At 47.4% G+C, this 15,213-nt stretch carries 8 protein-coding genes; 1 reads left to right on the top strand and 7 read right to left on the bottom strand.

Translation table 11 applies throughout. The features are described 5' to 3' along the window. Positions 1 to 81: 81 nt before the first annotated feature. The 7 genes from AC3WRW_RS20380 to AC3WRW_RS20350 form a co-directional block, all read right to left on the bottom strand. Positions 82 to 4,116: a discoidin domain-containing protein gene (locus AC3WRW_RS20380; RefSeq protein ID WP_492548133.1), complete on the bottom strand. Its 4,035-nt coding sequence runs from the start codon at positions 4,114 to 4,116 to the stop codon at positions 82 to 84. 217 nt (positions 4,117 to 4,333) lie between these two features. Continuing rightward, complete coding sequence (locus tag AC3WRW_RS20375; protein WP_492548132.1) at positions 4,334 to 5,887, bottom strand: ABC transporter substrate-binding protein; 1,554 nt, start codon at positions 5,885 to 5,887, stop codon at positions 4,334 to 4,336. 53 nt (positions 5,888 to 5,940) lie between these two features. Then, on the bottom strand, positions 5,941 to 6,828 hold the full coding sequence (locus AC3WRW_RS20370) for a carbohydrate ABC transporter permease (protein WP_492548131.1): 888 nt from the start codon (positions 6,826 to 6,828) through the stop codon (positions 5,941 to 5,943). Between the two features lie 19 nt (positions 6,829 to 6,847). Next, a complete protein-coding gene (locus AC3WRW_RS20365) occupies positions 6,848 to 7,768 on the bottom strand; it encodes an ABC transporter permease (RefSeq protein ID WP_492548130.1) in 921 nt (306 codons plus the stop codon). 225 nt (positions 7,769 to 7,993) lie between these two features. Further along, positions 7,994 to 10,342 (bottom strand): AraC family transcriptional regulator, encoded by a 2,349-nt coding sequence (locus tag AC3WRW_RS20360; protein WP_492548129.1) that lies wholly within the window; start codon positions 10,340 to 10,342, stop codon positions 7,994 to 7,996. Between the two features lie 166 nt (positions 10,343 to 10,508). Continuing rightward, the gene (locus tag AC3WRW_RS20355) at positions 10,509 to 11,039 is read right to left on the bottom strand and encodes a hemerythrin domain-containing protein (RefSeq protein ID WP_492548128.1); all 531 of its coding nucleotides are present in this window, start codon (positions 11,037 to 11,039) and stop codon (positions 10,509 to 10,511) included. Positions 11,040 to 11,174: 135 nt separating this feature from the next. Then, positions 11,175 to 13,382 (bottom strand): methyl-accepting chemotaxis protein, encoded by a 2,208-nt coding sequence (locus AC3WRW_RS20350; RefSeq protein WP_492548127.1) that lies wholly within the window; start codon positions 13,380 to 13,382, stop codon positions 11,175 to 11,177. Between the two features lie 351 nt (positions 13,383 to 13,733). On the opposite strand from AC3WRW_RS20350, the gene AC3WRW_RS20345 reads away from it, so the two are divergent. Then, a complete protein-coding gene (locus AC3WRW_RS20345; RefSeq protein ID WP_492548126.1) occupies positions 13,734 to 15,191 on the top strand; it encodes a circularly permuted type 2 ATP-grasp protein in 1,458 nt (485 codons plus the stop codon). Positions 15,192 to 15,213: the final 22 nt, after the last annotated feature.

Below are 15,213 nucleotides of genomic sequence, written 5' to 3'. Positions count from 1 at the left end.
AAAGCATAACTACGCAAAAGGCTGTCTCACAAGTCATAGATATGACTGGGGACAGCCTTTCGCGTATTCTCCTAAATATACTTAGTTCGCAGGCGCTTCTGTAATCGTGTAAACGCCATTAACCACGGTGTTGAACGTATAGGCAGCCTCGTTTGTATATTTCGTGGTACCTTTTGCTGCAGGGACCGTATTGCCGTTTTTGTCTTTAACAACAATGCCTTTCGCCCAAGGAGAGACAAGGGTTAACGTTTTACCCGCGTCACTGATGATTTCGACCGACTGCACTTTGCCGTTTTTCAGTTCGCTGGATACACGGAATGCGTTTTTCGCACGCAAGGTGACGAATTTGGCGTCAACGTTTTTGCTCCACGCCGGGAACAGGCGCATTTCGTACGTTCCGCCAGCCATGTCGGTCAACTCATTCTGCAGCAGCATGCTGTTGACGCTTTCCAGCGTACCCGCAGTTTCAAAATTTTCACCCTCGTAGAAATTCTTGCTATAGATATTCATGCTCAGGTTTCTATGGAGGATATCGGTTAATTGATCAGCTTTATATCCTAATCTTGCTGCAATCGTGTACGATTTCGGGAACCCATTGCCTACGCCGCCATTCGTGTGCGGATTTAAATAGTCGCCATACTCAAAGGTATCCTTAGCAATTTGAAGAAGGGCAGGGTCAGAACCGATATGGATCAGTTCGCTCGGATGAACGGAGCCTTCCAAGACAACAGGCTGGTTGTTGCTCGAGATGTAAGCTGCCCACGGCAAATCATAGACTCTAACTTGAATGGGGTTCGTGCTCTCAACGCCGCCGACAAAAATCTCCTTGTTATGGCTAAAGCCAAGCTGGGCTAAGTTGCTAACGGTCGTCGGGTTGTTCGTACTGGTCGGAATCGGAGACAGATTGGCAAGTATCTCCTGACATTTGGCGACCAGATCCGCATCGACATTTAAACGCTGCGCCATTTCCATATACTCTCTAAATGTCGTTCGAATATAGCCCATGTCCATGGAGGCATTGATGTTCCAGCCTCCTTCGTTATTCGCGCTATTAAACACCCAGTATTTGCCATCCTCTTTCTTGACTACAAAATCAACGTAGAACTCGATGGTCTTTTTGATTGAAGGATAAATAAATCTTCTCAGATCTTCATCATTTCTGTTGTACTGCCAATCCCACAGCAGCGGTCGCGTATAGAGAAGAACATTTGTTTTTTGGTCGCTTGACAATTGGGGAACCTTTTTACTAGCAACAACCGGCTTGGCAGCTGCCACTCCGTAGAAGGCGCCCAGTTGTCTTATTTGTCTGTCAGTCTGAACACCCTGATATCCTCTATCGGCCGTTCTCTGCTGCTCAAAACTTAACGTATTCACGAGATCTGCGTAATAAGGCTGCATCATATCCGTGCGGTTACTGGAATACACGCCATAGAACGGCGCTTCATAGTTATAGTTCAGAACGGCATTCCCGTCGGCTGCTGCATTATCATTCGTAACGAACAAGCCGTTCAAACCTCCGACCACATTCGGCTGCTCGGCCCATTCCGGCGTTTGACGAACACCACTGCCCAGAATATAAAGACTAGTGAAATAATAGTTCTGTATGACCGGGTCGGCTAGTTTCACATACGATTTAAGCCAATAATTTTTCCACCAATTCAGGTGATAGGAACGGGCAGTATCGATCGAAGTTTCCGTTATGGCATTTAACTTCTGTACAGCAATATTTTTCACGGTCGTAATATCTTTGGTGGCGAGAATGGAACCTGATCCTGCCGGAGCTTTCAGTCCGCTGTGCGTATACAGCACGGTAGCGATTTTTGCCGTCTCCCCCGGATTCAGCGTCAACATAATCACGTTGCCCGCTCCCATCTGATAGTTGCCCTTGATCACTTTGGTTGCCGTTGCTCCCCGGAAAACAAATCCCGTTTCATCGTGCCTTGTCAACCAGATCGCATTGCCGTCGGTTCCGGTCTCATTGGTCACTCCGCCAAGCACCGGACTCGTCAATTGGATTTTCACTTTTTGCGGACCGGAAGCTGAGCTGTCCAAGGTAACGTTCGTAAACATGGCATTCTGGTCGTCCGCCGTCCAGCTCTGGTAACTGACCGAATTGCTGTTATATTTCATTTTGCTGCGGATTTCGGCATTCAACATATCGCGTTCGTGCGAGAAGCTTCCGTCATTCACTTTAGGCGGATTAATCACATTGGCGCCGTTATTATACAAATTGATATCCGTAATGCGCGCGGAGGTCATATCCTTGGGAAAATGCAGAGTCTCATATTGTGGGTTCACAGGTGTCGTTGTATACACCCTCAAATATTTGGCCGTGATCGGCGCAGCGAAATCAAACGTACTGACCGGAGCGCCAGCCCCATAAGTACTGTAGGTTACGCTTTGCACTGTCGTCCAATTCGTTCCATTATTGGAAGTCTGAATATCATAATTGTAGAGGTTATACTTCGCTTCATCCGGAAAAAGCACACTATGATGCTTGATTTCGATCTTGTTGAAAGTAAACGGCTGGCTTCCTTGCACACTGACCCACTTCTCCAATGGACGCGGCAATCCGGTTGTTTGCGACACTTTTTGTGTCGTAGACAGCCACTCCGTAAGCTCATTCGAGTCAAAGGCATAGTCTACAGCTCGACTATAAATTTCCTCAGACGGCTCACCGGGTGAAGAACTGGAGGAATTAAACAAAAAGGAAATGGGTGGCGTCGGAGGTGTTGGAGATGGCACAATGGGATCTCCATTGCCAAATGTCAACCGGGCATTCACCAGTTTGGAACTTCCGAAAGCATCGCCGCTGGAAAGGAAATAACTTTGTTGATTTTTTCTGGCATCGGAGATGACGCCGAACGTTCCATTGCCCATCAGCATGCTCGCAGCCAAGTACTTGCCGCCAGTAATATTAATGCTATTATCTTCAGCAGATTGTTTCTCCGTAATTCCTGACAGGAGCGTGCTCAGTTCCGACCAATCGGTTTTCGCAGAAACCGGAAGGATTGTCATCGTCGTTTCATTGCTTTCCGCGTTCAGAGCAACATCATTTCCGCTAAATACCGCTTTGACCATATAGGTTCCTACATCGATTGGAGCTGTGTTTCTCCATGGAGCACCCGGGGTAAGAGGTTTATATTTGTAACCATAAGGCACCTTGATCGGATATACGACGGCTCCCGTCATTGGTACATTATTACCTGTATACGTAAAGGTCTTACTTTCAAGAGAAAGCTTTATAGCTGCTTTGGTGATCGAAAGGAGGGCAGTATTGCTCTCGGCACTGCTGTACGTGTCATTCCCTGCAAATATAGCCTTGACATCATACTGACCGATTTGGGAAGGTGCCGTTTCCGTAAATGTTTCTGTGACGCCATGCCTTTTATATATATATTTAAAAGGAATTTGTGTATAATCGGGATTTTCGCTTTTATATGCAATTGGCGCGGTTGCGCCATTCGTATACCAATTGACCGGATCGCCTGTGTAGCCGACTGTCCGATCATTCAACGTAATGACAGGTACCCGGTTGTATAGACTGCTTACGGCATCGCTGCTGCTGAAGAGCTCAATTTCGGCAAGGCGGGCTTCCATGCCGCCCGCTGCTTCTAAGGGCTGCTGCGGGGTAATATACTCGACTTTAACATAGCGGGCCGTAACAGGCGCTGCAAGCGTACGCTGCGTGACATCGTAGATGTTGTTTTCCACCTGATCGACCTGAGTCCAGTTAATATCGTCCGTGCTTACGCTTACTTTGAAGCTCTGCGGGTTTAAGCCCTTGTCTCCAAATACGCCAAAGTGGTGAAGCACGTACTTGGCGATCGTTTTTTCGGAAGGAAGCTGAATCTTCAGCCAGTGCGGCTTCACATTGTGGTTGGAAGTCCAGGTAGAGCTGTCACCCGCCACGCTTCCGTCAATCGTTCTGCTGGCATACATTTTATTCCACTCACTGCTCGCCGTTACAACAACCCCCGGAAGTCTTGTCAATGATTGGTCGGTTGGCGACGCAAATACAAAATTGGTTTGAAAAGATGCGAACATACACGCTGCTAATGAACCTGCAATCATTTTCCTAACAGCTAGCTTCCATATTCCCTTTCCTTTCAACATGAAATAACCTCCTCAATTTGTGGTTTGCCGAGGCTCTGTCTGAAGCTCCTCAGCCAATCTAAATCAGAAAGCACGTCGCAGCCAGCCAAGCTCTTGTGTCAGAACCATATTGTCATTGCCGTACCCTGAATGATTGATTATCCCTCCTTCCGCTATTTATGGTTATTTGTAAGCATGGCGGAGGTACACTTCCCCTCCGCCACGTTCAAACACCCGCTTACTTTTTATTTGCTGCCTTCCAAGCATCAATTTGCGATTGCATTTCCGCCAGCAGTTTGTCCATGCCCGCTTTTTTCAGCTTTTCATTTAATTTCGGCAGCGTAGTGTCGGGATCAAGCGCTCCGGTAATCAGACCTGCTTTAAATTCGCTAATCGCGGAAGCACATTGCGCCAACTCGCTTTTCACCTTGGAAGGGTCGAAGCTGAAGCCGAGCACTTTGGATGAAACTGCGGCTTTGTTCATGTCCGGTCCTGCCGGGAACCATTTGGGTTGCAGCGGGCTTGTGCGATAGGAGTTGAACATGTTGCCGTACTCCCAACCTGAAGCAACGTTATAGCCGCTGTTAGGGATGACTTCAATCAAATCTTCGCCAGTTTTTTTGTAGTGCTTATCTTGAATACCATAATTCATGAGATTGAATAGTTTAGCATCGGAATACATCAGATCATAAAACATCATGGCCCGTTCCGGATTTTTGGACGTACGGGGAATAGCTGTCAAAGTTCCGATAATGGAACCTGTGCTCATATAGGGGGCAGAAAATTGAGCGGTCAGGACGTTCTCCGGCTTGCCGCCGCCGTAACGATCCGCTTGGTTAGCGGGTACATCGGGGTTCATAACGGCTGTTCTTGTCAAATACTTCCCAGCCTTCTCATCCGCGTCAAGATCCGTAATGGTCGGCGCATCCTTGCGGATAATGCCTTTTTGATACCACTCATGCATCAGTTTCAGGAAGTTCACATACTCTTTTGTCTCAAACAGATTGACGACCTTCGTGTCATTGTCGTTGATCAGAAGCACGCCTGGATTCGTATCAGCGAAATATTCAATCCCAAGCGCAGAACCAATATAACTAAGCTGATCGTCATTGCCTTTCACACGAAAGGCATATTTATCCTTCTCGCCTGCGGCTGCCTTTTCCAAAAAGGGAGTCAAATCTTCCAGCTTCTTAGCTTTCGACGGATCGAAGCCGTATTTATCCGCATACTGTTTATTGATCAGCATGCCCGGTGTTCTTGCAAGCACTTGCGTATTAATAATGCCGTACAGTTTGCCGTTAATTTTCGGAGCTTCCCAAGCTTTTTCAGGCACTTGCTTCAAAATATTCGTACCATATTTCTGGAGCAGATCCGTCACGTCCAAATAAGCGCCTTTATTCACAGCGGAAACGTAATCGTTCGTCCAATTCGAAGTGAACATCAGATCTACATTTTCACCGGAGGCTAGCACAGCCTGCATTTTTTGATCGTAATTTCCCCAATCGACGAATTCGATATTAAGTTCGGCATTAATTTTTTCCTTCGTGATTTTGCTCATCTCGGCGAATACCGCTTTCGCATCCGGAAAAGCCCCTTGAGGCAGGTACCATTTCAGCGTTACCGGTTCGAGTTTCTTGGCATCGGTGCTCAGAGCCGTTGTCTCTTTGGCCCCAGCAGCCGGTGAAGCCGTCGATGCCGTTTCCACCGTTTTGCTGCAACCTGCAAGCATCATGGAACCTATCAGGATTGTGCTTACTACAAACGGCATGGATTTCATTTTTCTAATTCTCATCTCTAGTACCTCCCTGGTTTTCTATTATTGAACACCCGAGCGGGTGTAACAATCTATCCTTTTACTGCACCTAAAGTGAGCCCTTTCACGATGTACTTTTGAAACAACGGAAAAACGAACATCATTGGGCCTATAGCCAACACCGCAATGGCCATGCGAGCCGATTCACCTGGGATCTGCTCCAAATTAATATTCAGTCCTGCTTGCATATGACTGGTTAAATGCTCCAGGTTCGACATAATGCTTTGCAGCATATATTGCAATGGAACGAGATTGGCATCCGAAATATACAGCATCGCCAGCCACCAATCGTTCCAATAGCCGAGAGCGTAGAATAACCCGACAGTAGCTAGCGCAGGCTTGGACAACGGCACGATGATGCCCGCGAAAATTCGCATCTCGCCTGCCCCGTCGATCTTCGCCGATTCGATGACCTCAAAGGGCATCGTCATCAGAAATCCCCGCATGAGCATGGCGAACCACGCACTTACGCCATAGGGCAGGATTAAGGCAAATATCGTGTCCTGCAGATGCAGAATCTTGGTCACAACCATGTAGGTAGGGACAAGTCCCCCATTAAAAATCATCGTAAAGAATACATAAAACGTTGTGATGCGGTGATATCTGTAATCTTTGCGCGTCATTACGTAAGCAACGGATGTCGTCAAAGCGAGGCTTAAGGCGGTACCTGCTGCGGTAACGATAATCGTAATGAAATACGCACTGAGCAATTGCTTCGGCGTTTGCAGCAAGTACATATACGCCTTGCCTGTTATATGTTCGGGAATGAGGTTGTAACCATACTGAGCAATGTCGGAATCGGAGGTTAATGACACAGAGAGTACATAAATCAGCGGAATAACCGTAACAATTGAAATAATAATAAAGAACGACAGATTGAATCCTTGGAACCATTGCTGCGCCCGACTTCGAATCGGCATAGCTTTCTCTCCTTCCGGGCTAGAACAATGCACTCTCGCTGTTTATTTTTTTGACAATCCGATTGGTGATAAGGACAAGCACAAGCCCTACAAACGATTGATAAAGACCGGCTGCCGAGGCCATCCCGATATCGCCTACGACTCTCAACGAACGATACACGTATGTATCGATAACATCGGTTGCTGAATATAAGGCTCCTGCATTACGGGGAACAAAATAAAACAAGCCGAAATCCGAGAAGAAGATCTTGCCTACATTCAGCATGAAAAGCAAAAGCACCAAAGGCACAAGCAGCGGATACGAAATACGCAAAATTTGTTGAAACCTGGATGCTCCGTCAATCGCAGCCGCTTCATAATAACCCGGATCAATTGACATTAATCCCGTGTAGAAAATGATGGCTGTATAGCCGACATTTTTCCAAAGATACGTGATTACCAGAATTACAGGCCAATATTGGGGGTCAGAGTACCAGTCTACAGGCGCAATATTCAGCCATGCCAGCAGCTTATTTACGGCACCGTAAGTTGGATTTAGCAGGATGTAGGTCAGATAGCCCACGACAACCCAGGATAAAAAATAAGGAAAAAAGAGCACAGTTTGAAACACTCTCACAGCTTTTCTTCCCAGTTCAGCGAGCAGAATCCCCATGACTACTGAGGCAGCCAGTCCGGTAACAATAAACAACGCATTCAACAGCAGCGTATTACGGGTTACTCTGAACGCATCCTGAGAAGTGAAGAAAAACTTAAAGTTTTCCAGCCCCGCCCAATCGCTTCCCCATATCCCTTTGGCATAATTAAAATCCTTGAATGCCAGCACAGCCCCGAACATCGGCAAGTAAGAGAAGGCAAACACAAACAGCAGAGCTGGAAGCGAGATGAAAAACAAGCTTTTGTTTTTTCTGAAATAGGTTAATTCGTTCTTTCGTGCATTCACAGTTTCACTCCTTCGGGTAAATGAATGATCAAGCTTGATTCATGCCTTAACTGTAAAGCGCACAGGAATAACCCGTATACTGCTCATTTTGGTCTGAGCTGAAATCGGCGACCGCACTTTTTGCATATTTGCCCTCTCAAGGACTGCATTTTTTGGCCAATACACCAAAAGACCGTTACGCAGCAAGGCATGATCAGCCTAAGTAAACGTTAACGGTCTGTATCCTCATATGCGTTCCTTCACTCGCTTAGCAATAAATTCCCGGGGAGTTGTCCCAAATTTGGCTTTAAACACTTTATAAAAATAGCTCTCATTTTCAAAACCGACTTTACGCATAATTTCTTGAATGTTCAATTGCGAGTTCTCCAACCACTCTACCGCTTTCTCCAGCCGCACCCGATTCATATAATCAGGAATGGACATTTGTTTGTAAGCCTTGAATATCTTCCCGACTCTGGATGGAGATATTCCGATGATCGCAGCGATTTCAGAGGCTCCCAAATTGATATCGGCATAACGCTCATCGATCAGTTCTACGATATGGATCGCGATGGTTACATCTTTTGAGACTGGATTCCTTTCCACCTGACCTTCACTCGTAACCTCGTAGATCACTTCCATCCATTTGGTTTGGAATTCCGTGATCGTTTCAATTTCCAGCAACTCTTTGCTCATCAGAATCGCATTCACTTTGACAGGTTCACTGCGTGATTTATTTAGATCATAAACGACATATTTAAATTGATTCACGGCGTGCAGCAAGGACAGCATCATATCGCTGTATTCAAGCTTTTTCACTTCATCGAGCAGGATGGCCAGTCTGTCGGCAGATCCTCGAAAATTAGCGTGCCGCACTTGGTCAAGCAATTGATTCTCAAGCTCCAGCACCCGGTCCATTGAAGGAATCTGACCTAATTGCGCAATATAGTCTTGTGTGATGACCGACATTTTGCCTGCAAGGAACCGGTACATAGATACATACAGAGCTTGTTGATAAGCCGTTGTTAAGTGGGTGTGGTCTGTAACACTGTCACTTAGAGCAGCGGTAACCGAGAAATTATAGCATTGGAACAAGTAGGTTTGGCACTCCTTAAGCTGCGATAAAATGGACGCTTCCAGCAATTGCACCTGCGTATCGGTCTGTAGAATCACAGCCACGTGGTCATTGCGTAAATCGACCGCTTCCGCATGACAAACCTTGCTTAAAAATTCCGAAGCAATATTCATTACCGCGAATACGAGGAGTTCTTTTTCCTCCAATCTCATTTCGGTCAGATTCTTGTAATTATCGAACTTCAAAACACAAATCATAAAGCCGTGCTCTTGCCGAAAAGGCAGCTTATGCTCTTGGCACGATCCTTCGAAATCGCCGATGGAAACCGACAAACTGTTTAATACCCATTTGCTTAAAAAACGGTTCTTCATGCGTTGTTGACCGGAAATCTTCTCCTGATGAAATTGTCCCAATTGTGTTGCTGAATTCCTGTAAACGTCCTGTAAAAAAATAAATTCATCTCGCGATACTGCGGTTTCCCCGCCGAGCAAATGGCTTGAGCGCAGCTGCGAGACCAGTTGTTCGACAGGTTTGTAGATCCCTCTGGATACTTGCAAGAGAACTAACAAGGTCGCTAGCAAAACAATGACGGTTATGATAATAATGCTTGTTCTTAGTTTAATTAAATAAACGTAGGCTTCATCATAGGGCATAGTCTTAAACAAAACCCATCCTGTATTATCTATGGGTATGTATGCTGCCAAATATTTGGTACCGCCCATTTTTATAGAGAAATAGTCTCCTGACGCTCCCAAAGACGCAGACTTCTCTCGCAGTAAATCCTCGAGCTTCGTTCCTTCCTCCGACAATTCCTGGCTCACTTCCATGAACTGCCGATTGTCACTGAGAATGAACATTTTACTTAGCTGTTCCTCTTCAACGTTGTTAATTGCTTTGATATTATTGAACAACCATTCCAGTTTAATGTTTAGAATAACAGCGCCGTCCATACGGCCTTGCTCGTCGGTCAGTTCATACATCGCATAGGTAAGAACTTTTTCCTTTTGCACATGCTGGGAGTCGCGACTCACATCCATATCACGGATAATCGGCTTTAACGGCGGGATAGAGCCTCCATGCGCCTGCAGCACCTTCTCCAGCTCCATGTCTTTATGAATGAATTGACCGAGTGTGGAGTAGTAGTTCATCTTGTTGTTGTTATAAATATAGACCGATTGAACGAAGGAATTACTCCAGACAACCGAGGTTTTAAGCTTATTAATGACATTCATATAATCAAAGGTCTCGTCATCATTCAAATACATTAATGACCGTACATCATTATTGTTGTATGTCGACAAAATTAAGTTGCGGACCATGTTATCCAAGTATTCGATATTGTATTTGGTCTGCGCAAGAAGCTTCCGGCTATTTTTGTATTCATTCTCAAATACTTTTTCCTGTACGTTGTAATACACGACACTCGATAAAATAGCTGTCATCAGTAAGATTAATGAAGCGAACCATAAGTAGATCCGGGCCAGATATTTTTTGGCGCCCAACTTTTTGGCGATTCTCAATCTACATTCCCCCGCTTTACCCAGAATAAGTGACTCTCATTTTTTACAAACTTTAACAATGTCTTCACTCATATTTTAAATATTCCGACATATTTCGTCTATTTAAAAATAAAAAAAGAGCCCTCATCCCGTCAAAACGACTGGAGAAGACCCTTTTTCTATGTACTTACGATAATTGCTCCACAATGCGGTCGGCCAGCGGGTACACAAGCTCCTCCTCCAAGGTGAAATGCCTGAGCAGGATTAAGCAGGCCGTCATCAATTCCGACGCCATCACATGCAGGAACTCCTCATCTATCGGCACTTTCATCGCATTCACACCGTCTACGAAAGTTTGCACAACTCTTTTAGCCAAGTCATGATCCTGTTCCAAAACCGTTATAGACCGCGAAACCGAGCGCGCCGTTGTCGGATGCAAATAGGATTGCAGAAGAGGAAACAGCTCGCTCTCCTCCCATTCCGAATGCTGCTCCAGCTCTTCCACCAGAAAAAGAATCCTATCTTGCAGTTCGATCAGCTTACACATGCCTATTGAGCAATCCTCGAGGGAGAATAAGGAAGCAGCCATCGTGCGGATTTCGGCAAGCTGCCCGCGCATCTGTAAATGTTCCTCCTTCAGGCGCTCTACGAGCGAGGGAAAATAGCCCGGATCCATCATAAACTCCCTATTCGTTTGAATGCTCAAACGGTCGTTCATTCCACATCCTCCTTTGCGTTTTTTCTCAGAAAACTTTGATCATAAGCCGACGCAAAAAAGCTGGCCCATTCTGCATTATCATTGTATGCAGGAAGGGTCAGCTAACATGCGAAGGAAAAATGAACGATTAGGCCGTTAACGAATGCGGCTTTCGGTTAATTGGAACTGATTCATGAGCTGGAACAGGGATTGCGTAATCGCCCCGACATCTCCTGTCGTTCGGCGCACATGCAGCATATCCTGCAGCAGCTCCTGGACCGTTTGCTCCACCTCGGCGGAAATTTGACGGTTCTCTTTGCTTACGCCCGCTACTTTCTCCATCAGCGCCACCACTTCTTCCACCACTTGCGTCTTCATGGTGTCGTGGGCGCTGGCTTCGCTGAGAATTTCCGAGGCTGCCGCAACAATCTGTGTCCCTTCCCACACAACCTTGGTACCTTCCTCCATGGAGATGGAGGCTTCATTCGCATGGCGCTCGATCTGCTCAATCGTGTCGTTGATTTCCGTTGTCGACTTCTTCGTCAGATCGGCCAGCTTGCGGATTTCACCTGCTACGACCGCGAAGCCTTTGCCATGCTCGCCTACTCGAGCCGCTTCTATGGAAGCGTTCAGTGAGAGAAGATTCGTTTGCGCGGAAATTTCCTCAATCACCTTCAGCAGCCTTGGTATTTCTTGGGTAGTGTGCAGGAACGTTTGGATGGTCTGATTCGTTTCGGCTACCTTGGCTGAAATTTGATCCATCTTATCGCCGATGCGCTCCACTTCGTCCTGGGCAACCGCAATTTGATCGGAGGCTTTCTCCTCCAGCTCACGCAGCGTGCCGCTCATATTTTGCGTAACATCTTTGGCGACATCGATGTCCTTCAGCTGTCCGCGCAAGGAGCGGATCATATTATGAATCTGGGCGCTCATGCGGCCTGTCGATTGCTCCGTGGAGCCCGTCGATTCATTGAGCCGATCCTGACTGACCTGAACCTCGGCAGCGGCTTGTTTGACCTGCAGCATAATGCCCTCTAAGGAGTCGATCATATTGTTGATCCACTTCGCAAGCTCCCGCGTTTCATCCCCGGCAAACTCCTGCACGCGCAAGCGCTGCGTCAAATCTCCGCTGCCTTCCGCGTTCAGCCGGATGAACTTATTGATTTGGGCCAGCTGCTTGACCAGCGGCTTACTGCCTCTGCGCCTGATGATACCGGCGCCGATCCAACCGTATAAAGCGCTGGCGGCGGCTGTAATCGCTGCGCCCAGCCCGCCCGAAACATGGCCGTTCAGCAGCCAGAAGCCCCCTCCGGAGAGTAATATAAATCCTACAATAAATTTGAGCTGCAGGCTGAACATTTTCCAATCTATGCTGCGAATCCGGTACACTTCTTCCAGATCCCCTTCGCACATCATGCCCCAAACATCCGGACAATGCGGCAGCTGGAAGGTAACGCCTTTCCCGATAACCGAGATGTGCCGGTAATCGGAATATCCCGGAAATTCCACGAACAGATTATGCCCTTTGGCAATAGTCCCCGCTACTCCGGGATGGAGCTGCCCTGTCGCCGGATCTGTGAAAATAAGCTCCAGCTCCGTATGCTCTTTCACGCCAACTAGGCCAAAGTCCGTGCGGACGCCGTCTTTTAAATTATCGCCGTGCGTAAAGGTCAGATCCTCAAACCGGCTTCGCGATAACGCCGTGCCCGGAGCAATCTGCTTGTTCAGTACCGGCTGTGCCATGAATAAATAATTATCGCCGGAGTCCGGGTACACGTGCCCCGATTCCCGCTGAATCAAATCCCCGAGCACGTCGTTCGGCACGCGGCCGCAGATGGCTCCTTTCCACTCCCCGTTCTCGATCAGCGGCAGGATGAAGGCCATCGTCATCGCATCGTGGAAGGGCGATGTGCTTGGACCGATCTGCACGGTTAGCGGGTCCGAGAACGGACCGAACAAACATTTCGCCCCTTTGCGCGTCTCGTCCAGCCCTTTGGCAAGCACGCTTCCCGCTGCGTACAGCTTCCCTACATGAGCGGGGTATGTGGAATGGATCACGCCCGCCCTTTCATTTAATATAAAAATTTCCGAAAAGTCGGCTCCGCTCTTTTGAGCGGCGGCAAGCATTTTCTGAAATGCAGCGGCATCCTGGGACCCCTGCGGCGAGGCGGTCGCTGATTCGGAAATCATCGCATGCAGCCTGTCCAGATGGGACCAATAGGTCTCTACCCAACTTCGTAAAATTTCCGTTCTCGTATGAGCAATGCCTTCGAAGATATGTTCAACATCTTCCTTGAGATGTCGATTCAGCCGATATGACCACCAGAGCGGCAACCCTTTTCGAAATCCAAGCCAATCAAACATACCCCGTCCCCCTATATTCACATATCGTGTGAATTTTTTTAACATTTGTCATATTCGACATTCTATAGCGGTTTCTGTTGTAAATCAAGACAAAAGTGCGAATTGTTGAAAATTTTTAATACTTTTGTCCTGCATGATTTTTTGCTCCGTTAATTTTAACGTAAGTTATATTGACATAATTTTCTGAAAAATCTACAATATAAGAAAAAATAAGATTCACCATCAATTAACGTTATATTTTCTAACATGATTTCCGAATTAAGATCAGAAAGAAAGGAGGCCTGGTTTCCGCTTCGGGCCCTTATCTTCATGTAGCTTCCGAAGGCATAGTCACGAAACCAGGAAGCTGCGATGTCCAAACCTGAGAATCTGGTCACCACACCCTACGATCCCCACCCTTTTTACGATGAAATGTTCGTGAACGCCTATGCCGTTAGGCCCCATTATCAAACCGTGTTCCGTCAGTTCATGGCCATGAAGGCCGGCAGTCTGAGCAAGCGCCAAGACGCCACGATGAAGCGCATGATGGAAGAAGGAATTACCTTCACCCTCTATAGTCCCGGCCAAGCCGAGGCGCTCGAACGCACGATTCCTTTCGATCCGATCCCGCGCATCATCCCCAGGGAGGAATGGCATAAGCTTGAAAAAGGGCTCAGGCAGCGCGTCAAGGCGCTGAATCTGTTTCTCAAGGACATCTACCATGACCAATGCATCCTGAAGGAAGGCATCATCCCCAGAAAAATGGTTCTGTCCAATTGCTATTTCCGACCCGAAATGATGCATTTAGCCGTCCCGGGCGATGTATACGTAACCGTTTCGGGCATCGATTTAATCCGTGATGAGCACGGCGAATACTTCGTTCTTGAAGATAACCTTCGCTCGCCGTCCGGTTTCTCCTATTTATTCAAAAGCCGTTCCATCATGACGCACTTGTTCCCCGAGCTTGTTTTCAGCCACTCCATCCAAGATATCGAACAGAGCTTAAATGTATTTCTGTCCGCCCTGCGCAGGCTGAGCCCTTCCGGGAAAACAGATCCCGTCATTGGCCTTCTAACCCCCGGCTGTTACAATTCAGCCTATTTCGAACATACGTTCCTTTCCCAGCAAATGGGGATCGAACTTGTGGAAGGGAACGATCTCGTCGTTATCGATCATAAGGTGTACATTCGCGGAATCAAAGGACTTCGCCAGATCGATGTGCTGTACCGCAGAATTGACGACGATTTCCTTGATCCGCTTGCTTTTGATCCGAATTCCCTGCTTGGCGTAGCGGGCATCATGAATGCCTACCGGGCCGGAAACATCAACATCGTCAATGCTCCGGGCACAGGCGTAGCGGATGACAAAGCCATTTATGCCTACGTGCCGGACATGATCCGCTACTATTTGAACGAGGAACCTATCCTGAATAACGTGCCTACTTATATTCTTTCAAGACCGGACGAAAGGGAGCACGTGCTGCAGCATCTACACACCATGGTCGTCAAAGAAACATCGCTCTCCGGCGGATACGGCATGCTCATCGGACCCTCGGCTTCCGACAGCGAATTGGCTGATTTCAGGCTGAAGATCATCGCGAATCCTGAACGGTATATCGCTCAACCGACCATTCAGCTGTCAAGAGCCCCCGTCATGATGGACGGTCAAATGGCTGCGCGGCATATCGATCTTCGGGCCTTCGTTATCGCAGGTGAAACGATTCAAGTTATTCCCGGCGGGCTTACGCGTGTGGCGCTCAAAGAAGGCTCGCTCGTTGTAAACTCCTCGCAAGGCGGCGGCTGCAAAGACACATGGGTAACGAATGGATAGAGATCCACTTTAAGATGGGAGG

The sequence above is a fragment of the Paenibacillus sp. FW126-R14 genome (assembly GCF_058789495.1).
This window is presented reverse-complemented; position numbering and strand designations above follow the sequence as displayed.